Consider the following 23,447-nt stretch of genomic DNA (forward strand, 5'->3'; position numbering starts at 1 on the left):
TTAGGATCAAGACCATGTCCACGCGCAAACACGCCAAAGTGCTCATCCTCGGTTCCGGCCCCGCCGGCTACACGGCCGCCGTGTACGCCGCGCGCGCCAACCTGTCGCCGCTTCTCATCACGGGCTTGGCGCAAGGCGGTCAGCTCATGACGACGACCGACGTCGAAAACTGGCCGGCGGACGCGAACGGCGTTCAGGGCCCCGAGCTGATGCAGCGCTTTCTCGAACACGCCGAACGCTTCAAGACGGAGATCGTCTTCGATCACATCCATACCGCGAAGCTGAACGAGCGGCCGCTCAGGCTCATCGGCGATTCGGGCGAATACACCTGCGACGCGCTGATCATCGCCACGGGCGCCTCGGCGCAATATCTGGGGCTGCCGTCCGAGGAGGCGTTCATGGGCCGCGGCGTGTCGGCCTGCGCCACCTGCGACGGCTTCTTCTACAAGCAGCAGCACGTGGCTGTCGTCGGCGGCGGCAATACGGCCGTCGAGGAAGCGCTCTACCTCGCGGGGATCGCGAGCAAGGTCACGGTCGTCCATCGGCGCGACAAGTTCCGCGCCGAGCCGATCCTCATCGACCGTCTCCTCGCGAAGGAAAAGGAAGGCGTCGTCGAAATCAAGTGGAACCATGTACTCGACGAGGTGAAGGGCGACGATTCCGGCGTAACGGGTGTGCGGATCAAGCACACGCAAACAGGCGTCACGACCGATGTCGCGCTGCAAGGCCTCTTCGTCGCGATCGGGCACAAGCCGAACACCGACATCTTTGCCGGCCAGCTCGAAATGAAAAACGGCTACATCATCACGAACGGCGGCTTGAACGGCAACGCAACGGCCACGAGCATCCCGGGCGTTTTCGCGGCCGGCGACGTGCAGGATCACGTCTATCGCCAGGCGATCACGAGCGCGGGCACGGGCTGCATGGCCGCGCTCGACGCGCAGCGCTATCTCGAGAGCATCCACGAGGTGCATCAAGAGCGCGTGATGAGCCACGAAGCCGATCGTTGCTGAAACGCGCTTGCGTAGTATGGGCGTCGCGCTCCGTCTCTGAGCGCGGCGCGCGAGTCAGTTGTGGCGAAACCATGTCGAAACACCGATTGCATCCGGGCGGCACGAAACCCGCGAGCGCGGAACGCAGCACGCGCGGAACCGGATTGTCCGATCTCGCCGCTTTACGGGACGCCCTGAAAGAGAGCGCGGCCGAACGCGAGCGCGCTCGCGTGGCCGCGGCCAAGGCGGCCCGCGAGGCAGCGGCCGACTCCGACCTGTTTCGCCGCGAGATCGGCGACGTGGCGCCGCTCGCGGCACCGCCACGCGCGGAGCACGGCCGAACCCCGCCACCGGCGCTGCCGATCCAGACGCAGCTCGACGAGCGGGCGGTCCTCGACGAAGCGATCTCGGACGAATTCGACCCCGACGTGTTGCTCGATACCGACGAAACGCTTTCCTACTGTCGCCCCGGCATCGGCCACGAAGTCGTGCGCAAGCTGCGGCGCGGCCATTGGATCGTGCAGGATCAGCTCGACCTGCACGGCTTGCGCCGGGAAGAGGCGCGCGAAGCGCTCGCCGAGTTCATTCGCGACGCGGTCAAGCGCGGTTTGCGCTGCGTGCGCGTGATCCACGGCAAGGGGTTGGGCTCGATCGGAAAGGAGCCGGTGCTTAAAGGCAAGGTGCGCTCCTGGCTCGTGCAGAAAGCGGAAGTCATCGCCTTTTGCCAGGCGCGGCCGCACGACGGCGGCGCGGGCGCCGTGCTCGTCCTGCTGCAGCCGCGCGCGGCACAGGCCGCGCCTCGCGGCTGAAGAATGACGCCTGTGCACCCGCGGCTGACATTTGCCCTCTCCGTCATAGAGGGGCTCGCCATCTTCGCCTATGCATTTTCGGGATTCATCGAAGCACGCCGTCGACGGCTCGACGCCGTCGGCACGTTCCTCGTCGCGCTCGTGACCGCATTCGGCGGCGGCACCGTGCGCGATGTGCTGTTGGGGCACCGGCCGTTTTATTGGGTCGAGCACGAAGCTTACGTCGTCGCGATCTTTGCGATCTCGTTCGTGGCGCCCTTCGTCTTGCGGATGGCATCGCGCGTCTTTTCCGAGCGCGCGCTGCTGGTGGCCGATGCGGTCGGGCTCGGCCTATTCAGCATTTCGGGCACGTCGATCGCGCTCGATGCCGGCATGCCCTGGTTCATCGCCGCGCTGATGGGCGTGGTGACGGGCGTATTCGGCGGCGTGATACGAGACGTGCTCTGCAACGAAATGCCGCTGATCCTGCGGGACTCGCGTCCCTATGCAACTTGCGCGCTCGTCGGCTGCTGGCTTTATTTGTTGCTCGCTTGGCTCGCGGTCGATCCGGTCTACAGCGTCATCGTCGCGACCGTTTTCATCCTCGTCGCTCGGCTCGTGACATTCAAGCTCGATGTGCGCCTGCCGCATTGAAAAGCGGCAGACGCAGCGACGTCCGGCTTAAGACCGGCCAGCTCGCTCAGGCGATGCGCGCCTCGGTGGCCGGGTCGAACAGCACGGCCTTCGAGACATCGAACAGCAGCGGCATGTTTTGCTCTGGCTGCGGATTCGATGCCGGATGCACACGGCTCACGGTACGTTTGCCGTTCACTTGCGCAAAGACGAGCGTATCGGGCCCCGTCGGCTCGATCACGTCGACCTTCACCTCGATCTGCTGCAAAGCGTCGCTATGGCCGTTGTGCGCGCTGCGTGCATCGGTGATCCGTTCGGGGCGCAGGCCGAGAATGACGTTTCGTCCGATCGAGCCATTCAGGCGATTGGCGTTGAACGGCAAGTTGAGCGCACGCCGCGTCACACCCGTATCGATCTCGATGCCGACGCCCGCCCCCTGCTCGACGAGCTTACCCTCGATGAAGTTCATCGGCGGCGCGCCGATGAATCCGGCCACGAAGAGGTTCGAAGGCGAATCGTAGATTTCCTGCGGCGCGCCGAATTGCTGGACGATGCCGTCCTTCATCACGGCGATACGATCGCCGAGCGTCATCGCCTCGATCTGATCGTGCGTCACATAGACGATCGTCGTGCCGAGACGTTGATGAAGCAGCTTGATTTCCGAGCGCATCTCGATGCGCAGTTTCGCGTCGAGGTTCGACAAGGGCTCATCGAACAGGAACATGACGGGATCGCGCGCGAGCGCGCGCCCCATCGCGACGCGCTGGCGCTGACCGCCCGAGAGCTGGCCGGGCTTGCGATCGAGCAGATGGTCGATCTGCAGCAGCTTGGAGACGCGCTCGACGATCGTCTGCTGCTCGCGCTTCGGCACCTTGCGGATGTTGAGCCCGAACGAGATGTTCTCGCGCACCGTCATCGACGGATAGAGCGCGTACGACTGGAACACCATCGCGATGTCGCGATCCTTCGGCGAAAGATCGTTGACGACGCGATCGTCGATGCGAATCTCGCCCTTCGTGACCGATTCGAGGCCGGCGATCATGTTGAGCAGCGTCGACTTCCCGCAACCCGAACCGCCTACGAGAATGAGGAACTGGCCGTCCTCGATATCGATGTCGACCCCCTTCAAAACGGGCACACCGTTCGGGTAGGTCTTGTAAACGTCGCGGATAGAAAGGCTTGCCATGCTGATATTCCTTAATCTGCCATGCAGCTTGCGAGTATGCGTTGCAGTTCGTTGCGTCCGTTAGCCGGTGTCCGGCGGAACACGTATGAGCCCTACCCCTTCACCGCGCCGGCCGTCAGCCCGCGCACGAAGTAGCGCCCCGCGATCACGTAGACCAATAATGTCGGCAATGCCGCGATGATCGCGCCGGCCATGTCGACGTTGTATTCCTTGACGCCCGTCGACGTATTGACGAGGTTGTTCAGCGCCACCGTGATCGGCATCGAATCGACGCCGGCGAAGACGATCCCGAACAGGAAGTCGTTCCAGATCTGCGTGAACTGCCAGATGACGCAAACCATGAAGATCGGCAACGACACAGGCAGCAGGATGCGCAAGAAGATCGTGAAGAATCCCGCGCCGTCGATGCGCGCGGCCTTGACGAGCTCGGCCGGCACGCCGACGTAGAAGTTGCGGAAGAACATCGTCGTGAAGGCAATGCCATAGACGACGTGCACGAAGACGAGGCCGGTAATCGTGTTCGAGAGGCCGACGCTGCCGAGCAGTCGCGCCATCGGCAGCAGCACCGTCTGGAACGGAATGAAGCAGCCGACGAGCAGCATCGTGAAGAGCGCATCGGCGCCGCGAAAGCGCCAGTGCGTGAGGACATAGCCATTGAACGCGCCGATGATGGACGAGATCAGGACGGCCGGAATCACCATGCGAACCGAGTTCAGGAAGAACGGCTGCATGCCTTCGCAGCGCACACCCGTGCAGGCCTGACTCCAGGCCTTGATCCAGGGCGCGAAAGTCCAGTGCGTGGGCGCCGTCAGCAGATTGCCCGTGCGGAGTTCGTCGATGTCCTTGAACGACGTCGAGAGCATCACGTAGATCGGGAACAGGAAGTAAAGCGCGAAGAGCACGAGCGCCGCATAGATGACGGCACGGCTCACGGTCATCTTAGGCTGCATTGCGGGTGCTCCTCGATTCCATATACATGAGCGGTACCAAGACCGCGACTACGGTGGCGAGCATCATCATCGACGAAGCCGCGCCGACGCCAAGCTGCCCGCGGTTGAACGAAAACACATACATGAAGATGGCGGGCAGCGAGGACGAATTGCCGGGGCCGCCTGCCGTCAACGCGACGACGAGGTCGAACGTCTTGATCGCGATATGGCAGAGAATCAGCAGCACCGAGAAGAACACCGGGCGCATGCTCGGGATCACGATCTTGCGATAGATGGTCGGCAACGTCGCACCGTCGACTTGCGCCGCCTTGAAGATCTCGGCGTCGACGCCCCGCAGACCGGCGAGGAACAGCGCCATGCAAAAGCCCGTCGATTGCCAGACGGCGGCGATCACGATGCAGAAGATGGCTTTGTCGGGGTCGCCGAGCCAGTTGAACGAAAAGCTCGTCCAGCCCCAGTCCTGCATGATTTTCTCGATCCCGAGCCCGGGATTCAGAATCCATTGCCAGGCCGTGCCCGTCACGATGTACGACAGCGCCATCGGGTAAAGGAAGATGGCGCGCAGCGCGCCTTCGTTGCGAATTTTTTGATCGAGCAGGATCGCGAGCAACAGACCCAGCGCGACGCAGATGGCGATGAACGGGATCGCGAACCAGCCGAGGTTCTTCGCCGAGGTCCACCAGACATCGTTATGGAACAGCTCGACATAGCGATCGATGCCGGCGAACTTGAAGTTCGGCATCAGTCGCGACTTCGAGAAAGACATGTAGCCCGTCACGGCGATGAAACCGTAGACGAAAACAAGGCTGATCAAGAGGCTCGGAGACAGCACGAGCTTGGGAACCCAGCGATCGGCGAGCGCCGCGAACGACGACGTGCGATGGGGTGCGGGCGCGACGGCGTTGCCCTTGCCGCTTAGAGAGGCATGCACAACTCGACTCCTAATTCTTGCCTGCCGCCCGCTCCTTCGAAGCGGATCTCGCTCGGGGGGCGGGCGTCATCGGTAATGCGGGCGGCAACGCGGTGCAGCAATGCGTCGCCGGATTCCCCGATTTCGATTACTTCGTCTTGGCGGCGTTGGCGAGCGCCTTGATGGCGTCGTCCGTCGACTCGTTCGAGTTCATGAACTTCGTCACGACGTCCGTGATCGCGCCCGCGACAGCGTCGGACTGCGCCATGCCGTGCGCGAGCGACGGAACGTAACCGCCCGCCTTGAGGGCAGTCTGCTCATCCGCGTACGACTTCTTCGCGCAATCGTCGAACTTCGCCATCGACACGCCGAGGCGCACCGGGATCGAGCCCTTGTAGAGGCTGAACTGCTCCTGGAACGCGGGGCTCATGATCGTCTTGGCCAGCGCGAGTTGACCCGGCGTCGCCTTGTCCTGACCCTTTTCCTTGAAGAAGACGAACGAATCGACGTTGAACGTGTAGGCCTTGTCGGTGCCCGGCACGGGCGCGCAAACGTAATCGACGCCCGGCTTCTTGTTCGCGTTCGCGAACTCGCCCTTCGCCCAATCGCCCATGAACTGCATGCCGGCCTTATTGTTGATGACCATGGCCGTTGCGAGGTTCCAGTCACGCCCGTTGCGGCCGGCGTCGAAGTAGCCCTGAATCTTGCGGACCGTATCGAAGACCTTGTGCATTTGCGGGCCCGTCAGCGTGGCTTGGTCGAGATCGACGATCGCCTTCTTGTAGAAAGGGGCGCCTTGCGAGAGCACCACGTCTTCCCACAGCGTGAGATCCTGCCACGGCTGTCCGCCCATGGCGATCGGCATGATCCCTGCGGCCTTCATCTTGTCGGCGACGGTAAAGAATTCGTCCCAGTTCGTCGGCACCTTGCCGCCCGCCTTGTCGAGCGCCGCCTTGTTGATGTAGAGCCAGTTCACGCGGTGCACGGAGAACGGGGCGGCGTAGTAGTCGCCGTCCTTCTTGCCCGCGCGCATGATCGTGTCGATCTCGGGCGGCAGGTTCTTCTGCCAGTTCTCGCTCTTCGCGGCGGAATTGATATCGACGAGCACGTCCTGATCAGCCCATTCCTTGATCAGCGGGCCCTTGATCTGGGCGGCCGACGGCGGGTTGCCGGCGATCACCTGCGAGCGCAGGGCCGTCATGGCCGCCGCGCCGGCGCCGCCCGCGACCGCGAAGTCCTTCCAGGTGTAGCCCTGCTTCGTCATGTCGTCCTTCAGCACGCCGATGGCTTTGGACTCGCCGCCCGACGTCCACCAGTGCAGCACTTCCAGGGATTCGCCGGCCGCCTGCGCAGCCGATGCACCCACCATGAGCCCCGTGGCCGCGAGCGCCGCCATGATCGCGCGAACTTTCATTCTTTATCTCCTCCGGATTTGAACCGAGAAACGATGCTCCCCGCTGTTGTTGTTGGGGAACGATGGTTGCCAAGCAGAACAACACTGGAAGGCCGGGCCTGCCTCGATGCACCGAGCGCGCGTCGTACGCCGCGCTCGACCAAGGCACACCCGGCCGCGAAAGCGCTTCTTCAGGAAGTGAGTGGTTCAGAACTCAACGGCTGTCTCCTGTTTTGATTCGACCCGATCCGCGTCGCACGGAAAGCTCGGGGAGGCATAAGCCAAGGCCGCAGGTCCGCAAGCGGACTGCCGCGCTGCTAACATGCAATGTTCGATGCCGGCACGGTCGAGCCGACGCGCCGGCACAACCGTATACGAATTCAACCGAAAGCAGGCGGGACGCCGCACCGCGGCGGTGCACCGCATGCTTTTTGCATCGAATCGTCGTTACCTCTTGATTTGGATTGTAGTTAAACTACAATTCAGTGTCAAAAATATTTTTATCGCGCTACAAGTCGAGCGATCGCCGGGCAAGGCCGGGCGCGCCCGGCGCGAGCACATGGAACCGGAGACAAGCGACCAGCGCAGACACGACCGAGCACGACCAGGTTCGATCCAGCAACCCGATGAGCCCGCCGCGGCCCCACAACCCGGCCTCCTCTCGACTTTCGACTCAAGACCCATGCAAATCGACTCAGGCTTTACCTTCGTTCTCTTCGGCGGGACCGGCGATCTGTCGATGAGAAAGATTCTGCCGGCGCTCTACGAGGCCCATCGCGGCGGGATGCTGTCGGAGCAAGGCAAAATCGTCGCCGTGGCACGCCACGCCGCCGATCTGAACGGCTACCTCGACTGGATGAACACCAACGTCAAGGCGCACGTCTCGAAGAACGGTTTCGACGAGGCCGGCTGGAAGCGCTTCATCGAGCGTATCGACTACGTGAAGCTCGATCTCGGCAAGGCGGAGGATTTCGTCAAGCTGCGCGATGCACTCGAGGGGCACGCGGGCATACGCGTGTTCTACCTGGCGACGGGGCCGTCGCTGTTCGTCCCGATTTGCCGCGCGCTCGCCGCCGTCGGTCTGAACCTCAACTCGCGCATCGTGCTCGAAAAACCGCTCGGCTACGATCTGCGCTCGTCGAACGCGATCAACGACGCCGTCGGCGAGATCTTCGCCGAAGAGCAGATCTACCGGATCGACCACTACCTCGGCAAGGAGCCCGTGCAGAACCTGCTCGCGCTGCGTTTCGGCAACGCGCTCTTCGAGCCGCTCTGGCGCCGCGAATGGGTCGAAAGCATCCAGATCACGATCGCCGAGGAGCTCGGCGTCGAGGGGCGAGGCGACTTCTACGACAACACGGGCGCGTTGCGCGACATGGTGCAGAACCACCTTCTGCAGTTGCTCTCGATCGTCGCCATGGAGCCGCCGCATTCGATGGATTCGGATTCCGTGCGCGACGAGAAGCTGCGCGTGCTGCGCGCGTTGAAGCCGATCGACTCGCGCGATATTTCGAAAGTGGCCGTGCGCGGACAGTATCACGGGGGCGTGATCCGCGGCTCGTCGGTGCCGGCCTATGCGACCGAGCCCGGCGTAAAGCCGCAGAGCACGACCGAAACGTTCGTCGCGCTGAAGGCCGAGATCGAGAACTGGCGCTGGTCCGGCGTGCCGTTCTTCCTGCGCACGGGCAAGCGGCTTGCCGACCGGATTGCCGAGATCGTCGTAAACTTCCGTCCCGTCCCCCATTCGGCGCTCGGCGCGCCGGCGCTGCGCCCGGGCTCGAACCGGCTCGTCATCCGCCTGCAGCCAAACGAATGGATCCGCCTTTACTGTCTTGCGAAGCAGCCTGGCGAGGGAATGAATCTCGCGAGCGTCCACCTCGATCTTGCCTTCGATCAGTTCTTCAAGGAAGGCCAGATGGAGGCGTATCAACGGCTGCTGCTCGACGTGATCAACGGCCGCCTTGCTCTCTTCGTGCGGCGCGACGAGCAGGAAGCCGCCTGGCGGTGGGTCGAGCCGATACTCAACGAATGGGCGACCTCGACGAAGCCGCCGAAGCCTTACGCGGCCGGCACCTGGGGACCGGCGGCCGCGAGTGCCATGCTCGCGCAGCACGGCACCTGCTGGCTTGAAGAAGAGAACTGACGACGTTCGGACGCGGCGAGGCGCGCCTTTGTCGGGCCTTCCCGCGCGGAAACGAACGAGTCCATTGGGGTAGTACTCGAGAGAAGCAGTCTGGAGGAGAAGTGATCGAGCTTCACGCTTTTGACGACCCGCGCGCTCAAGCCGACGCGCTGGCGAAAGCGGTCGGCGATGCGCTCAACGCATCGCTCGCCGCATCCGGCGCCGCCTCGCGCACGACGCTCGCGGTATCCGGCGGAACGAGCCCGCGCGCGTTTCTGCAAGCGCTGGCACACGAGCCGCGCGACTGGCCGCGCGTCGACGTGACGCTCGTCGACGATCGGTGGGTTCCCGAAACGGATCAGGCGAGCAACGCGCGGCTCTTGCGCGAGACGCTGCTCGCCGACGGCACGAAGGCGGGGCGCGGCGCGCGCTTTTTTCCGCTCGTCGACGTTGCCTCGACGCTCGAGGCAAACGTTGCAGCGCTCAACGACGATCCGGCGCGCGCGCTGCCGGACGTCGCCGTGCTCGGCATGGGAGAGGACGGTCACACGGCGTCGCTCTTCGCCGATGCGCCCGAGTGGCTCCATATCATCGATCCGGCCGCTGCGCGCTTCGTCGCGGTCCACCCGGGGAATGCGCCACATGCACGCGTGAGCCTTTCGCTTGCCGCGCTCACGCGCATTCCGAGGCTCTTCCTGTTGATTGCCGGCCCGAGCAAGCTCGACGTGCTGAAGGCCGCCGCCTCCGCACCACAAGAAAACGCCATCTCCAAGCTGGCGAACGACAAGGGAGTGAGACTCGATGTCTACTGGTGTGCAAACTAAAGCGATCACCATTCCCGGCAACCGTCAGCACGCCGACGGTCCGCGGCTGCTCGCCGACATCGGCGGCACCAACGCACGCTTCGCGCTCGAAACCGGCCCCGGCGAGATCTCGCAGATTCGCGTCTATCCGTGCGCCGAGTACCCCGGCGTCGAGGACGTGCTGAAGAAGTACCTGAAGGATACGAAGGTCGGCCACGTCAATCATGCGGCAATCGCGATCGCGAACCCGGTGGACGGCGATCAGGTCAGCATGACCAATCACAACTGGACCTTCTCGATCGAGGCCACGCGGCGCACGCTCGGCTTCGACACGCTGCTCGTCGTCAACGACTTCACGGCGCTCGCGATGGCCCTGCCCGGCCTGACCGATCAGCAGCGCGTGCAGATCGGCGGCGGGGCGCGCAGGCAAAACAGCGTAATCGGTCTGCTCGGGCCTGGCACGGGCCTCGGCGTCTCCGGGCTCATCCCGGCGGACGATCGCTGGATCGCGCTCGGCAGCGAGGGCGGCCACGCGAGCTTCGCCCCGTCCGACGAGCGCGAGGATCTCGTGCTCCAGTTCGCGCGCAAGAAGTGGTCGCACGTCTCGTTCGAGCGTGTCGCGGCCGGTCCCGGCATCGAGCTCATCTATCGCGCGCTGGCGGCGCGCGACAAGAAGCGCATCACCGGCTCGGCGGACCCGGCCGACGTCGTCAATCGCGCGCTCGCGGGCGAACGGCTCGCGGCCGAGGCCATCGATTGCTTCTGCGGCATTCTCGGCACGTTCGCCGGCAATATCGCCGTCACGCTCGGCGCGCTCGGGGGCATCTACATCGGCGGCGGCGTCGTGCTCAAGCTCGGCGATTTCTTCGCGCGCTCGTCGTTCCGCCGCAGGTTCGAGGCAAAGGGCCGCTTCGAGGCCTATCTCGCCAACGTGCCGACTTACGTCATCACGGCCGAGTATCCCGCATTCCTCGGCGTATCGGCGATCCTGGCCGAGCAACTGGCGAATCGCACCGGCGGCGGCTCGTCGGCCGTCTTCGAGCGCATCCGACAAATGCGCGACGCACTGACGCCGGCCGAGCGGCGCGTGGCCGATCTCGCGCTCAACCACCCGCGCTCGATCATCAGCGATCCGATCGTCGATATCGCTCGCAAGGCTGACGTGAGCCAGCCCACGGTCATTCGCTTTTGCCGCTCGCTCGGCTGCCAGGGGCTATCGGACTTCAAGCTGAAGCTCGCCACCGGCCTGACGGGCACGATTCCGGTCAGCCACAGCCAGGTTCACCTCGGCGACACGGCAACCGATTTTGGCGCGAAGGTGCTCGACAACACCGTGTCGGCGATTTTGCAGCTGCGCGAGCATCTGAACTTCGAACACGTCGAGCGCGCGATCGACCTGCTGAACGGCGCGCGCCGCATCGAGTTCTACGGGCTCGGCAACTCGAACATCGTCGCGCAGGACGCCCACTACAAGTTCTTCCGCTTCGGCATTCCGACGATCGCCTATGGCGACCTTTACATGCAGGCCGCCTCGGCGGCGCTGCTCGGCAAAGGGGACGTCATCGTCGCCGTCTCGAAGTCGGGGCGCGCGCCCGAGCTTTTGCGCGTGCTCGATGTCGCCATGCAGGCCGGCGCGCAGGTGATCGCCATTACGTCGAGCAACACCCCGCTCGCGAAACGCGCGACGGTGGCACTCGAGACCGACCACATCGAGATTCGCGAATCGCAGCTCTCGATGATCTCGCGCATCCTGCATCTGCTCATGATCGACATCCTGGCGGTGGGCGTCGCGATCCGGCGCGCCGTACCGCACTCGGACGTCGCGGAGGCCGTCGCCAAGGCGCGCGAGGCAGGCACCGACGAGTCCGTCGCCGTGCTCGATTGGCTCAGCCACGGCGCGGCGTCGTCGGCGACCGACTGAACTAAGCTGCTGCGGGGCGGGCGACTTCGTCGTTGCGCAATGCAGCAAAATGCCTGCCCCAACGTAGTGCAAAAGACACAAGCGCCGCCCTGGACAACGTATCCGGTCCCGATTCTTGTCGCGTTCTCGCAACGGTATTTTGACGGTTTTAAGCGTTTCCTTTCATTGAAAGCCAAGCGTCACGCGGCTTTCATGAAGGCGCGCACTGAAATACTCTTTTGCTGCTATCGCAATAATTCGTAGCAACTAGTATTTACACCAATGAGGCGGCGGATTACGACTGCCTAGTATCCACGAGACTGCCTGGACCCGCGGCGGGGACCACTCGTTCATGAGACGCGCGTGTCCGCTGCACTCAACACCCCGGGTGCTCACTTTGCAGTTCAATCGTCTCGGAGATCTCTTAATGAAGAAAACCCTAATCGCTCTCGCAGTGACGAGCGCTGTTTCTGTGCCGGCGTTTGCTCAGAACAGCGTGACGCTGTACGGCATCATCGATCTCGGCATCGATTACGTGAATAACGTCGGCGGTCACGCACAATGGGCCGAACGCAGCGGTATCGTCCAGGGCAGCCGCTGGGGCTTGAAAGGCTCTGAAGATCTGGGCGGCGGCACGAAGGCCATCTTCCAGTTGGAGAACGGCTTCAATGCCGCGAACGGCAAGCTGGCCCAAGGTGGCCGCGAGTTCGGTCGCCAGGCTTACGTCGGTCTGACGAACAGCTCGTTCGGTACCCTGACGCTCGGCCGCCAATACGACCCTGTGGTCGATATGGCGCAAGCGACGACGTTCAACGGCCAGTGGGGCGCCTACTTCTCGCACCCCGCCGATATCGACAACACCGATAACGGCTTCCGGATCAACAACGCCGTCAAGTACGTCTCGCCGAGTTTCTACGGGCTGCAGGCCGAGGGCATGTATGCATTCGGGGGTCAGGCGGGTCAGTTCAGCAACAACAGCACGATCGGCGGCGGCCTCAGCTACACCGGCGGCCCGCTGTACATTGGTGCGGGCTACTTCTACGCGAAGAACCCGGATGGCTCGACCACCCCTGCTGGCGCGTCGCTCAGCGGCCAGTTCAACGACGGCAACTTTGCGGGCTTCAGCACCGCACCTGGGGCCGCTGCGAAGACTGACGGCATTTGGGGACTGGTCGGCATTCCGTCCAGCATGCAAGTCGTCAGCGCGGGCGCGACCTATACGCTCGGACCGGCAATGATCGGCGGGAACTTTTCTAATGTGCGGTTCGAAAACGCGAATAGCACCCCTGGCAACACCGTCTGGTTCAACAGCTACGAGCTGTGGGGGCAATATAACCTGACTCCTGCGGCGCTGGTCGGAGCCGGCTATACGTTCACGAACGGCAAGGTTGATGCGACCGGCCAGAAGCCGAAGTACGGTCAACTCAACGCAGTCGCCGACTACCACTTGTCGAAGCGTACCGACGTCTATGTGATGGGCGTCTGGCAGCACGCCATGAGCGGCAACGTCAATGCCGACATCTACGCGCCGATTTTTGGTTCTGCGAGCACGACGTCGAACCAAGTCATGGCTCGCGTCGGTATCCGCCACAAGTTCTAAGCTGCATCGGAACAAGAGCAAAAACAACTCGCTGGCAGGCAGGGCTTCGGCCCTGCCGGGACTCGACGAGATGCGCAGTACCCTCCGAAAGCGCCGCTTCACGCGGCGCTTTTTTTATCGGCTATCGATCGAGTGAGAGGCGCGAGGCACAGCGCGCAAAAGTCAACGAGCAACGGGAGCTAGCGTGGCACCGCCGTCCCATGCGCCGGCAACGCGTGCCAGCGCATGACGATCGTCCGCCCGACGTAGCAAAGCACGCCCGTCGCCAGAATCGTGATGCCCAGCCCCTTCGGCGTGCCGTTCTGCAGGACACCGACGACGAGGCTCGCGAGCGCACCCAGCGCCAGCTGCGCGGCGCCGAACACAGCCGCGGCGGCTCCCGCGTTCTTCGGATAGCGATGCATGAGATCGGTGGTGCAATTGGCCGTCAGCACGCCCACGACGCCGACGACGAAGAACAGCGACGCGACGATCGACCACAATCCCCCCCACCCCGTCAGGCATGCGACCGCCACGGCGAAAGAAGCGATGCAGCTGACGAGCGATGCGCCGGCCACGAGCCGCAGCGATCCGAAGCGCCCGATCAATCGCGTATTGAGGAAATTGCCGATCATGATGCCGACGATGTTGAGTCCGAACAGAAACCCATAGTGCTGTGGCCGGACGTGGAAGTAGTCGATATAGACGAACGGTGTCGCCGTGATGTAGGCGAACATCGACCCGAACGCCATGCCGCCGCAAAGCATGTAGCCCAGCGCGACGGGATCGGTGACGAGCCGCCCGTAGATCGCGAACGACGCCCAGACATCGACGCCGGCGCGTTTTTCCGCCGGCCATGACTCTCGCACGCGCGTGAATGCGAGCGCCGCGCAGAGCGTGCCGAAGACCGCCAGCACGACGAAGACGGCGCGCCAGCCGCCGAGCAGCAGCAACTGCCCGCCGATCAGCGGCGCGAACAGCGGACCGAGACTCGTCACGATGGCGATCATCGACAGGACGCGGGCGGCGTCGCGCGGTTCGTGCACATCGCGCGCGATCGCGCGTGCCATCACCGAAGCGGCGCCGGCCCCGAGCGCCTGCACGAAGCGCACGCCGACGAGCAGTTCGATCGAGCCCGCGCTCGCGCAGACGATGCTCGCGACCAGAAAGAGTGCAAGGCCGACGAGCAGCACCGGCCGCCGGCCGAAGCGATCCGAGAGCGGCCCATAGAGCAGCATGCCGAGCGAGAAACCGGCCATGAAGCTCGTGAGGGTGGCCTGGGCGGCCGCGTCGGGAACGCCGAACACGCGCGCGATCGATGGCAGGCTGGGCAGATACATGTCGACGGCGATCGGACCGCAAGCGGCGAGCGCGCCAAGCAGGATGATCAGCCGGATATCCGGCGTGCGCCTATCTGTCGGGATCATTCAAGGTGCTCGAAAAAAAAGCGGAGGCCTGTCAATGAAGGTTCTTCGGCTCCGAGTCGCAAACCCTATCGCAACCAACCCGGAAGCAAATCGAAAGGCTGATTCTACGCGAGCCGGACGAACCGGTTCGGTCACCGGCAAGGACGGAGCCGCATCGGTGCCATGGCGCGTAGAGATCACCCCCTCATGACCGCCCGCGACAGCGATCGCGATAACAGCCAAACTACGAGCGCTTTTCGTCCGATGTATTTTGAATCTCAAAACTGAGCCGGATGAAGCCGATTTACTGCTTGGCATCGCCGAAAGCAGAAGGTTGAACTACAAACAACAGGTTTTTTAAAACAGAGGGAAAACGTTTGCGCGTCAAGCTTGCGATGGCCGAGTGGAAGCGGTTTCGCGTCAAATCCGCCAACGAAACCTACGATCCAGCCAAGGCGCGCACCGGATGCTACAAATTATGAATTTTCCCTCTCCCACCGTTAGAATCGCACTAAACGCTGGCGCGGTGTTTTGGCGAGGGACTAACGAAATGCTGTGGGCCGTCAATGGATCCGGTCACCGCAAAGGTGAACCGGATAACAACAAGGTTGGCATGACCGCTGAAATCGATGAATGCTCCGACCGCAACCATCGGATCGCTATACTCATTTGCGATGCCTCCTCTATGACGGATATCGTCGATATGCTTACCAAAGCTTGCGCGCTGTTCACTAAAAGTGGACACTTCGCCGAGGGTGGATGCCGACTGAACATTCAGATATTGTCGAGCCGTTCCGGATTCGTCTCGTACGGCGACTGGTCGATACCTGTTTGGGCGGAGGCGCTGGACAGTGCGACGCCGAGCGAGTTCGAGATGATCGTGGTCGCACAGCGGCCTGCACTCGAGAAAACGGCGGAGGTCTCACGGGTGCACGACTGGCTCGCCCAGGCAGGCCCCGAGGTAAAGATTATGGAGCTCGGCCCGGACCCGAAGAAGTTGCTCGCCGAGCATCGAGCCCCGACCGAAGGCGAGCAGCCGATTCACCATAAGGCTCCTCATCTCAGCGAGAGAATCGAGGCCTCGATTCAATGGTTGAATGAGCATTATGCCGAACGCGTCTCAGTATCCGCGATCGCGCAACACGCATCGATGAGCGAACGCAATTTTCTCAGGCGATTCAAGGCCGAGCTGGGGCAGACACCGACCCAATATTTGTCGTCGATTCGATTGGAAACTGCGAGGCAACTTCTTCTGCATACGAACCTGCCGGTCGATAAGATCGCCCGCCACTGTGGATTTTTCAATGGAGATCATCTGAGAAAGAAATTCCTTAAGCATTTCGGTATTTCTCCCGCCAAGTACCGTGCGACGAAGTCCGAAAGACCCGACCTCCTGTGATTTTCTTAGCTCGCGCTGACCAAGGCTTCGAGCGGCAGAATGGCGGTCAACGAGAAACCAGAGCCCGGCGCCGTTCGAATCCGGATTTCGCCGTGCAACCGGGCAGCTCGTTCACGTAGTCCGAGCAAACCGAGCGAATGCCGGCTCGGACTGGCGTCGCGCGCGGCACCGCGGCCATTGTCGCTGATCCGCACGATGCAGTACCGGTTGTCGTGCTCGATCGCGACCATGACTTCGGTGGCGCCGGAATGTCGCGCAACGTTCGTCAGCGACTCCTGGACGATGCGGAAGACCTCGATCCTGCTTTCGCGACTGAATGCCACGCCGGCAACATCGAAACGGCTGGTTACGCGCATGCCGGAGCGGATCGAAAACTCCTTGATCAGCCATTCGATGGTCGGAATCAGCCCGAGATCGTCGAGCATCGCCGGGCGCAGGTCGGCCGAGATTCGCCGCACCGAGTCGATCAACCCATCGATCAATGTATAGATGCCGCGCAAGCCCACCGAGGATCGTGACGACGTTTCGACGTCGAGATCTTGCTGCAGCAGCGTCACCGCCATTTTCAGCGCAGTCAGTTGTTGCCCCAGGTCGTCATGGAGCTCTCTGGCAATGCGAGCCTTTTCCTCTTCTCTTACCTGCTGCGTATGCCCGGACAATCGCTTCAATTCTTCGCGCGACGTGCGCAACGCCTCCTCGTTTCGTTTGCGATCGCTGATGTCGATCACCCAGCTCACCATGCGATAAGGCTTGCCGGCAACGTCCCAATGCGCCTGTCCGCGCGATTGTACCCAGCGGAATTGACCCGAGCGGGTCAACAGACGGTATTCGACATCGAAGGGTCGCCGGTGCTCGAGATGCGCATTCAAGGCCTCCCTCACTCTGCCGGTATCGTCCGGATGAATCGCATCGAGATGCGCCCGCCTCTCGTTGGGTAGCTCATGATCTTCGTACCCGAGAATCGCCTTGAATTGAGGCGAAAAATAAATGTCGTCCGATTGCAGATTCCAGTCCCACAGGCCTGCGGTGGCCCCTCGTACGGCGAGCTGAAATCGCTCCTCGCTCGCCGCGAGTGCGGCGGCGGCACTGTGCCGCTCTATGGCGTAGTGAATGGCGCGCCTCAGTAACGACGGTTCGATGTCCCGCTTGAGCAAATAATCCTGCGCGCCCTCGTGGATCGCCAGCAAGCCGACGGACATGTCGTCGAGTCCGGTCAGCACGAGCACCGGCAGATCGGGCGCCTGCCGATGGAATGCACGAAACGTATCCAGCCCTTGCGCGTCGGGCAAGCCCAGGTCGAGAAGCACGACATCGACGCGTACCGCGCGCAATTGGGCCGCAGCCTCCGACAGACGCTCGGCCCTCAGCAAGCGAAGCTTGAACGCCGACACCTCTGAGAGCGCATCCTCGATGAGCCAGGCATCTGTCGGACTGTCTTCGACGAGGAGAACCTGGACTTCCGCGTCGGGCGAGTTCATGGCTTGACCGGAGGAAGGGTAACCACGCTGAACCAGAAGTCGCTGATGCTACGCACCACTTCCGTAAATTTTTCGAAGTCAACTGGCTTGGTGATATAACAATTCGCGTGGAGACCGTATGACCTCAGAACATCTTCTTCCGCTTTCGATGTCGTCAAGACTACGACCGGGATATCGCTCAACGCGGGATCACGTTTCAATTCCTGAAGCACTTCCCGACCACTCATTTTCGGCAGATTGAGGTCGAGAATGATGAGACCTGGTCGTCGTGCGGAGCCATCCGGCCCGCGTTGCTTCAAGTACCGCATCGCGGCCACTCCGTCTTCAACGACATGGAGCGGGTTCAACACTCTGTACTCGAGCAACGCCTCGCGCGTCATCATTGCATCGGACGGGCTGTCCTCCACCAGAAGAATGTCCACCAAGCTGCGCGACATGTCGATCACCATGCACGGTCCCTTCGCATCGTGCAAGTGAAGGCGTTCCCGACGAGAGTCCTCGGCACGAAAAACGCCGTGACTTGGGCGTCACGCTCACCTGCGCTAACACGCACGATTTTGAAGAATGAAGTTCCAAAAAAGGAGGCGCACAACTGCAAACCGACTGAGCGTCTCGTCTAGTCGCGGCGGCAACCGAAACTCAAGTCGAAGAAAAATAACGGCGAAATGAATTTCAGTATAGGCGCGAAATCGGCTCCACAAGTACGAAAAAGCTACTGGTATCGCTCAAGTTCATGCGATCCACCTGCGCGCGGGCTTATGCGCTGATTCGCTCGTGATCGAAGATCCGATACTTGCGCATCTTCTCCCACAACACCTTTCGACTGATCCCCAAATACTGGGCCGTTTCCTGTCGCCGCCACCCGTTCGTTGCAAGTGCCTCGAGCACGCGACTTCGATCGGCCATATCCAATCTGTTCCGACCCGTGGCCGATTCGGATAATCGTTCCGCGAGCGTCGCCTGTATTCTCTGCGCGTTCGCGAGCAGACTGCGCAGCCGCGGAGCGTCCCAGACCCTCGTCTGCATCACGGTAACCCCGACTCTTTCGGCCAGGTTACGGAGCTCTCGCACGTTGCCGGGAAACCGCATCTGCGAGATGGCGGTACACAGCCACTGTGGCACGTCCGGCAGGACCGCACGCAGTTCCTCACCCAGCATCTCCGCGATGACCGACTTGAAGATCGCGATCTTGTCGATCTCGCCCCGCTCTTCGAGCGATGGAACATGCAACTCGATGACGGCGAGTCGATAGTAGAGATCGGTGCGAAATGCGCCGTCCCTGACGAGGCACGGAAGGTCCTTGTTGGTCGCCGCGAGAACACGGAGGTCCACCTGCACTGGCGTCGCGGCCCCCACCCGCATCACCGCGCCATCCTCGAGCACTCGCAAAAGCTTCACCTGCTGGTGAAGCGGCAGATCGCCGATCTCATCGAGAAACAACGTGCCGCCGTGGGCTCTTTCGAAGTAGCCCTTATGCGTACCAACCGCGCCCGTAAATGCTCCTTTCGCATGGCCGAAAAAAAGCGATTCGAAGAGGCCATCCGGAACCGCGCCACAGTTGACAGGCACGAACGAGCCCGTGCAGCGGCGCGAGTGCTTCTGGTGCAGCAGTTGCGCGATCCGCTCTTTTCCCACACCTGTCTCGCCCCGGATCAGGACGCTCGTATTGAAATCGGCAACCGTGTCGACTTCACGAAGTAGTGCCCGCATGCATTCGGAGTGTGCGACCATCGCGCTTGCGTCAGGCGTTCGGGCAGCGCTCGCACGCAACCGCACGGCGAGATTTCCGACCATCGTGCGTAGCCCCGCGCGCGAAAAATCGAGCGGCAATGCGTGGAAATCTTGCGGCAAGAGTTGACCCGGCCCTCGCGGGACTTCGCCGATCCAGATGATCGGCATCGAAATGGCGCGCTGGCATTCGCCGATCGCGGCCGCGGATCCGTCGATCACGGTTGTGCTTATCATCGCCAGTGACGCGCGCGACGGACTTGCCGCCGCCGGGATCGTCAGCTCGTCGGTCGGAATGATGTTGATGTCGACACCATTCAGGTAGCGCGCAACACGGTCGGCGAGGTCGACGTCCCCTCCCAGTACGTAGATATCGAGTTCGCCAATTTGGTCAGCGCCTTTCATCTTTCGCTCGTTAATGGAGGGGCCCGCTCGAGCGACTCGTAGCGAGCGTTACCTCTCGCGAAGTCGGCGCGCAGCCCCGGGAACCGTTTTCAGCCGATTGATTCGGATTGTTTTTGTGAAAAAGTCAACCGAAAATTAATCAGCACCCATGTCAGCGGCCGCTCGCATAATACTGACTCGCGCTGAACGGTATTCCGCCGGTGTTATGCCAAATCTTTTCAAAAATTGCTTGCGCAAATGATCGCCGTTGAAGAGGCCACAGTGACGCGCAATTTTGTCCACCGGCAGCGCCGTATTGTCCAACAACGACCGGGCGCTCTCCAACCGGACCTTGGATAGATATTCATGGGGGGTCATCCCGACTTCGCCCCTGAATCTTCGCTGGAAATTCCGCTCGCTCATCAACGCCAGCTTGGCCATCCCCGATATGGATACACGCTCGCCGTAGTGCTCTTTCAACCACTGGACCGCAGTCTTGATCCTCTCGCTGACACCGCAAATTTCGGGTTCGTCAGCGCAGACCTCCAGGCTTCGCATACGCAGCGCGATTGAAGCGCTCAATGCCGGTTGCTGCGCGCTGCGCTCCGTTCCAGAAGCGATCTGCCAGGTCTTCGCTACTTGCCCGTTGCGTTCGGTGCCGTCGCGATGCAGCGCCATCGAAGCTCGAGGCAAGCGTGGAACACCTGCTACCATTACCGCTCCGGCTTGCAAAAAAAGCGGGATGATCTCAGTCTTTCCGTCAGCGTCCGCGAGCCACGAAAGGATTTCCGCGTCGCAAGTGGCCGAATCGGGAAATGGCTGCGGCACGACGATCGCGTCAAAATCGGCCGGATCGACGTCGCTAACAGCGACAGACCATACCGGCATCGAGGAATTTTCCCGAAAAACAAAACCGGCGCGGCCGGAGACAACTGTAATGCTTCCGTTTTGACAATAGCTGGCCCGCTCCTTTCCGACACCAACCGCTCACAGGTCCTAGCCAAGGTTTGCGCGACGTCGATCAATGGAAACTCATCATGCACGAGAATGGCCACACGTAGGCCGTTGCCGATGCTCGCCGTGAAACAACCCGCGATGTCTTGTTGACCGGCGACGGGTCGGTACCCGTATCTGGCTGATGGCTGGCTTTCGCTCTTACTTGAAGTCATAAACTCCTCGTATGGCTAGCATGTCCGACGTTCCGCACTGCGTCATAAGTCTACCTATATCTTTTTCCGCCCACAGGCGTTTTGTCGGAACGGTAGGTTTTCTTGGCAGAATTTGCGGGAGTGAATCTCATCCCCGCCAAGGCAAAATCCGGAAATTCTTTCCAATTGTTAAAGCTAAACGAGCCATTATATCTATGTAATATTTATCATAAATCAGAACCCGGGAATATACGAACCTGTCTGCTCTCCTTCCGCTGGCTGTGATGTGCTTCCCTGCGGCACGGGTATCAGGCCCCTTGCCGATAGACCACCCTCGACGCGATCGATCCGTACTGGTCCGCTGTATCGGCGAGCGTCAAACCATTGAGCCGACGTTCGGCTCTCTCCTGCTGTAACGCCACGACGAGCGCGCGCGCATAGGCCATCGTGTCGTTCGCTTCGATCAGTTGGACATTTGTCAGTCGCTTCGCGAATGCAAACGACGGAATCGCGTTCGCAACGATGGGGACCCCAGATGCGAGCGCTTCGATAAAAGCAATGCTGTGCGCTTCCGAAAGCGATGGCATGGCGAATACATTTGCTTCCGACAGCAGCTGCGGGATATCCGATCGCGGACCTTCGATCACCACGTGGTCTGCAATGCCTAGTTCGTGCGTAAGCTCGATCACTGATCGGTGGTAGGCCGGGTCTTCGATCACGCCATACAACCCGAGGCGAGCCGTCGGCACTTCTGTCAGCACCTCTCTAAAAGCGCGCACGGTTTGCAGTTGGTTCTTGACTGCCGTATAACGTCCGACTTGCACCACATGAGCCACCGGCTTGCTCCTCAGCGGGCGGCCCACCGTTGAAAAGCGCGCGACATCCACGCCGTTCGGAATCACCGACATCACAGGATGAGCGCCGACTGCCGCCACATAGTCGTCGACGTTCGCCTGCGAGACGCCGATCACCGCGCGCGCGCGTCGGCGCAAGATGCGCTCTACCCAGCGGAATACCGGATAGGCGAAATCATTCGTGGCCGAATGCATGACAAACACGATCGGAACAGTGATCGGGAGCGCGCGCGCATAAAACGACGGAATAGTCGCGTGCGCAAAGACTACGTCGGGCCGAAAGCGCCGAGCGACTCGGAACAGATGCCACAGCTTTCCTATCAGAGGATATCGTCGCCGCGGAAACCGGCACACCACGCCGTTTTTATCGAGCGCTGCGCGCAGTGCGGTGAAGTCCTCCTGTTCGGGCAAGAGCGAGGTGACCCACACGGGGTGCCCTTGACCGCGCTGATAGGCAGCAAGGTCCTTTACCAGCACTTCAGCGCCTGACAATCGAGGCGCCAACACGAGATGAAGTATTCGCATCATGACCTCTTCAGGACCCGATAGAGCATCAGCGCCGCTGCAGCGCCCAGACCTGCTGTCATCGACCACGCAAGCCCCACTACGCCGTAGTGCCTTGTCGCGATCGGCACCGTCACGGCAAGCATGATGATCTGAAGCAGCGAACCGTGTGTTGCCGCTTTCGCATCGCCTACTGCGCGCAGGTACGCTACCAGTACCGCAATCAGAGCACCTACCGCCATGTTCACAACAAAGACTCTGAAGAGCGGAACAGCAACCAACCACGATTGGCCGAGCAACAACGATAAGAACGGTGCAGCGAACGCACGCAATAGCAGGACGATCGCCGCCAATCCAAAGGTCGCGAGCGCAAGATATCGCTTGACCAGGCGCGCCGCCTTTGCTGGATCGCGCCTATGATTTGCGGAAAACGTCGGGAAAAGATATTGCGACATGGCGATCGCAGCGTCCGCAAGCAGCATCTGGGCGAGCCTCGACGACATTTGATATGCCCCTAGCTCCGACGGCCCAAGCAGCCTTGCCACGATAACCTTGTCGAACTGGTTGAGGAGCAGACTGACTACACTGGACGCCCAGATCCAACGACTGAAGTGGATGTAATGCCCGATTCCCGACCACGAGAGACGAATCTCTGGTCTCGGGGTCATCGTCGTCCAAGTCAGCGTTGTCTTCAACGTCTCCCCGGCGATCGCGCCGAACAGCGCCGAATAAGCCCCTATGCCCCCCAAAGCCATACCGATGCTCGAGCAGCAATCCACGAGCGCTACAGATACTTCGACGCCGGCGACCTGCGAAAACCGACGCTCGCGTTGCGTAACGAAGTAAGCTGGCGATGCTAGACCTCGAATCAGCGGAGGCATAGCCGCAAATTGCAATAGCATCAGCGCCCCGCCGAGATGAAACGCGCTTGCCATCACCGGAGCGACCAAGAGGAGGCAAAGCGCGATGCATAGGCCGCGCGTCGCGAGCGTCGTCAGGACAGCACCGAGTTCTGCTCGCGTAGGATCGTTTTGCCCTTGCACGATCGCCTGCGCGAGCCCTGTATCCGAAAGCGACTCGGCGATCGCGATTGCAAGCAGCGCGACGCCGATGCTACCGATCGCCGCGGGTCCGAGAATGCGTCCGAGCAGCAGGAATTTCGCCGCAACGAGCACACGCACGAATGCCTGCTGCAAAAGCACCCAGGTCGCGGCGCTGGCGCCAAAGCCGGCTCGCACGGAGACTTGCGGCAACCCGATCGACCGCAATAAGTTGGTTAGCTGCATGGAT

19 protein-coding genes are annotated in these 23,447 nt (G+C 61.7%); 8 read left to right on the forward strand and 11 right to left on the reverse strand.

Annotation, left to right across the window (positions count from 1 at the left end):
* Positions 1-14: 14 nt before the first annotated feature.
* From trxB to C9I57_RS12000, 3 genes are all read left to right on the forward strand, one after another.
* Positions 15-1,013, forward strand: coding sequence for a thioredoxin-disulfide reductase (gene trxB, locus C9I57_RS11990; RefSeq protein ID WP_107150875.1), 999 nt, complete (start codon positions 15-17; stop codon positions 1,011-1,013).
* A 71-nt stretch (positions 1,014-1,084) separates the two neighbouring features.
* Complete coding sequence (locus tag C9I57_RS11995; protein WP_258187606.1) at positions 1,085-1,801, forward strand: Smr/MutS family protein; 717 nt, start codon at positions 1,085-1,087, stop codon at positions 1,799-1,801.
* Positions 1,802-1,813: 12 nt separating this feature from the next.
* Positions 1,814-2,434, forward strand: coding sequence for a trimeric intracellular cation channel family protein (locus C9I57_RS12000; protein ID WP_107151070.1), 621 nt, complete (start codon positions 1,814-1,816; stop codon positions 2,432-2,434).
* A 46-nt stretch (positions 2,435-2,480) separates the two neighbouring features.
* Here the strand turns inward: C9I57_RS12000 and C9I57_RS12005 are convergent, their stop codons facing one another.
* The 4 genes from C9I57_RS12005 to C9I57_RS12020 all read right to left on the reverse strand — a co-directional run bounded on the left by C9I57_RS12005 (position 2,481) and on the right by C9I57_RS12020 (position 6,873).
* Positions 2,481-3,599, reverse strand: coding sequence for an ABC transporter ATP-binding protein (locus tag C9I57_RS12005; protein WP_107150877.1), 1,119 nt, complete (start codon positions 3,597-3,599; stop codon positions 2,481-2,483).
* Positions 3,600-3,691: 92 nt separating this feature from the next.
* Positions 3,692-4,549 (reverse strand): carbohydrate ABC transporter permease, encoded by an 858-nt coding sequence (locus C9I57_RS12010; protein ID WP_026229639.1) that lies wholly within the window; start codon positions 4,547-4,549, stop codon positions 3,692-3,694.
* Complete coding sequence (locus C9I57_RS12015; RefSeq protein WP_107150878.1) at positions 4,539-5,480, reverse strand: carbohydrate ABC transporter permease; 942 nt, start codon at positions 5,478-5,480, stop codon at positions 4,539-4,541. Before C9I57_RS12015 ends, C9I57_RS12010 begins: the two co-directional genes overlap by 11 nt.
* A 127-nt stretch (positions 5,481-5,607) precedes the next feature.
* Positions 5,608-6,873: an ABC transporter substrate-binding protein gene (locus C9I57_RS12020; protein WP_107150879.1), complete on the reverse strand. Its 1,266-nt coding sequence runs from the start codon at positions 6,871-6,873 to the stop codon at positions 5,608-5,610.
* A gap of 661 nt (positions 6,874-7,534) precedes the next feature.
* Here C9I57_RS12020 and zwf point away from each other — a divergent pair.
* The 4 genes from zwf to C9I57_RS12040 all read left to right on the forward strand — a co-directional run bounded on the left by zwf (position 7,535) and on the right by C9I57_RS12040 (position 13,277).
* The gene (gene zwf, locus C9I57_RS12025; protein ID WP_107150880.1) at positions 7,535-8,995 is read left to right on the forward strand and encodes a glucose-6-phosphate dehydrogenase; all 1,461 of its coding nucleotides are present in this window, start codon (positions 7,535-7,537) and stop codon (positions 8,993-8,995) included.
* 101 nt (positions 8,996-9,096) lie between these two features.
* Positions 9,097-9,798: a 6-phosphogluconolactonase gene (pgl, locus tag C9I57_RS12030; protein ID WP_107150881.1), complete on the forward strand. Its 702-nt coding sequence runs from the start codon at positions 9,097-9,099 to the stop codon at positions 9,796-9,798.
* Positions 9,776-11,698 carry a bifunctional transcriptional regulator/glucokinase gene (locus C9I57_RS12035; RefSeq protein WP_107150882.1) on the forward strand — a complete coding sequence of 641 codons (1,923 nt, stop codon included), beginning with the start codon at positions 9,776-9,778 and terminating at the stop codon, positions 11,696-11,698. Before pgl ends, C9I57_RS12035 begins: the two co-directional genes overlap by 23 nt.
* A gap of 406 nt (positions 11,699-12,104) precedes the next feature.
* Entirely contained in the window at positions 12,105-13,277 is a 1,173-nt protein-coding gene (locus C9I57_RS12040) for a porin (RefSeq protein WP_107150883.1), read from the forward strand.
* A gap of 179 nt (positions 13,278-13,456) precedes the next feature.
* On the opposite strand, the gene C9I57_RS12045 is transcribed toward C9I57_RS12040, so the two are convergent.
* The gene (locus C9I57_RS12045; RefSeq protein ID WP_107150884.1) at positions 13,457-14,683 is read right to left on the reverse strand and encodes a Bcr/CflA family multidrug efflux MFS transporter; all 1,227 of its coding nucleotides are present in this window, start codon (positions 14,681-14,683) and stop codon (positions 13,457-13,459) included.
* 529 nt (positions 14,684-15,212) lie between these two features.
* On the opposite strand from C9I57_RS12045, the gene C9I57_RS12050 reads away from it, so the two are divergent.
* The gene (locus C9I57_RS12050; RefSeq protein WP_258187607.1) at positions 15,213-16,061 is read left to right on the forward strand and encodes a helix-turn-helix domain-containing protein; all 849 of its coding nucleotides are present in this window, start codon (positions 15,213-15,215) and stop codon (positions 16,059-16,061) included.
* Between the two features lie 5 nt (positions 16,062-16,066).
* On the opposite strand, the gene C9I57_RS12055 is transcribed toward C9I57_RS12050, so the two are convergent.
* From C9I57_RS12055 to C9I57_RS12080, 6 genes are all read right to left on the reverse strand, one after another.
* The gene (locus tag C9I57_RS12055) at positions 16,067-17,539 is read right to left on the reverse strand and encodes a PAS domain-containing protein (RefSeq protein WP_107150886.1); all 1,473 of its coding nucleotides are present in this window, start codon (positions 17,537-17,539) and stop codon (positions 16,067-16,069) included.
* A complete protein-coding gene (locus C9I57_RS12060; protein WP_107150887.1) occupies positions 17,536-17,988 on the reverse strand; it encodes a response regulator in 453 nt (150 codons plus the stop codon). The genes C9I57_RS12055 and C9I57_RS12060 overlap by 4 nt, the downstream gene beginning before the upstream one ends.
* Positions 17,989-18,295: 307 nt before the next feature.
* Complete coding sequence (locus C9I57_RS12065; protein WP_107150888.1) at positions 18,296-19,672, reverse strand: sigma 54-interacting transcriptional regulator; 1,377 nt, start codon at positions 19,670-19,672, stop codon at positions 18,296-18,298.
* A 135-nt stretch (positions 19,673-19,807) separates the two neighbouring features.
* Positions 19,808-20,539: a helix-turn-helix domain-containing protein gene (locus C9I57_RS12070; protein WP_107150889.1), complete on the reverse strand. Its 732-nt coding sequence runs from the start codon at positions 20,537-20,539 to the stop codon at positions 19,808-19,810.
* 568 nt (positions 20,540-21,107) lie between these two features.
* Positions 21,108-22,181, reverse strand: coding sequence for a glycosyltransferase family 4 protein (locus C9I57_RS12075; protein ID WP_107150890.1), 1,074 nt, complete (start codon positions 22,179-22,181; stop codon positions 21,108-21,110).
* A complete protein-coding gene (locus tag C9I57_RS12080) occupies positions 22,178-23,443 on the reverse strand; it encodes an oligosaccharide flippase family protein (protein ID WP_258187608.1) in 1,266 nt (421 codons plus the stop codon). The genes C9I57_RS12075 and C9I57_RS12080 overlap by 4 nt, the downstream gene beginning before the upstream one ends.
* Between the last annotated feature and the right edge of the window lie 4 nt (positions 23,444-23,447).

The organism is Trinickia symbiotica, assembly GCF_003028655.1.
Taxonomy (GTDB): domain Bacteria; phylum Pseudomonadota; class Gammaproteobacteria; order Burkholderiales; family Burkholderiaceae; genus Trinickia; species Trinickia symbiotica_A.

Excerpts from the sequence above, each read along its gene's own strand:
- C9I57_RS12010 (WP_026229639.1), bottom strand. The coding sequence starts at position 4,549 with ATGCAGCCTAAGATGACCGTGAGCCGTGCCGTCATCTATGCGGCGCTC.
- C9I57_RS11995 (WP_258187606.1), top strand. The coding sequence starts at position 1,085 with ATGTCGAAACACCGATTGCATCCGGGCGGCACGAAACCCGCGAGCGCG.
- C9I57_RS12045 (WP_107150884.1), bottom strand. The coding sequence starts at position 14,683 with ATGATCCCGACAGATAGGCGCACGCCGGATATCCGGCTGATCATCCTG.
- C9I57_RS12070 (WP_107150889.1), bottom strand. The coding sequence starts at position 20,539 with ATGCCGGTATGGTCTGTCGCTGTTAGCGACGTCGATCCGGCCGATTTT.
- C9I57_RS12050 (WP_258187607.1), top strand. The coding sequence starts at position 15,213 with ATGCTGTGGGCCGTCAATGGATCCGGTCACCGCAAAGGTGAACCGGAT.
- C9I57_RS12060 (WP_107150887.1), bottom strand. The coding sequence starts at position 17,988 with ATGGTGATCGACATGTCGCGCAGCTTGGTGGACATTCTTCTGGTGGAG.
- trxB (WP_107150875.1), top strand. The coding sequence starts at position 15 with ATGTCCACGCGCAAACACGCCAAAGTGCTCATCCTCGGTTCCGGCCCC.
- C9I57_RS12035 (WP_107150882.1), top strand. The coding sequence starts at position 9,776 with ATGTCTACTGGTGTGCAAACTAAAGCGATCACCATTCCCGGCAACCGT.
- C9I57_RS12075 (WP_107150890.1), bottom strand. The coding sequence starts at position 22,181 with ATGATGCGAATACTTCATCTCGTGTTGGCGCCTCGATTGTCAGGCGCT.
- zwf (WP_107150880.1), top strand. The coding sequence starts at position 7,535 with ATGCAAATCGACTCAGGCTTTACCTTCGTTCTCTTCGGCGGGACCGGC.
- C9I57_RS12005 (WP_107150877.1), bottom strand. The coding sequence starts at position 3,599 with ATGGCAAGCCTTTCTATCCGCGACGTTTACAAGACCTACCCGAACGGT.
- C9I57_RS12055 (WP_107150886.1), bottom strand. The coding sequence starts at position 17,539 with ATGAACTCGCCCGACGCGGAAGTCCAGGTTCTCCTCGTCGAAGACAGT.
- C9I57_RS12020 (WP_107150879.1), bottom strand. The coding sequence starts at position 6,873 with ATGAAAGTTCGCGCGATCATGGCGGCGCTCGCGGCCACGGGGCTCATG.
- C9I57_RS12040 (WP_107150883.1), top strand. The coding sequence starts at position 12,105 with ATGAAGAAAACCCTAATCGCTCTCGCAGTGACGAGCGCTGTTTCTGTG.
- C9I57_RS12080 (WP_258187608.1), bottom strand. The coding sequence starts at position 23,443 with ATGCAGCTAACCAACTTATTGCGGTCGATCGGGTTGCCGCAAGTCTCC.
- C9I57_RS12065 (WP_107150888.1), bottom strand. The coding sequence starts at position 19,672 with ATGAAAGGCGCTGACCAAATTGGCGAACTCGATATCTACGTACTGGGA.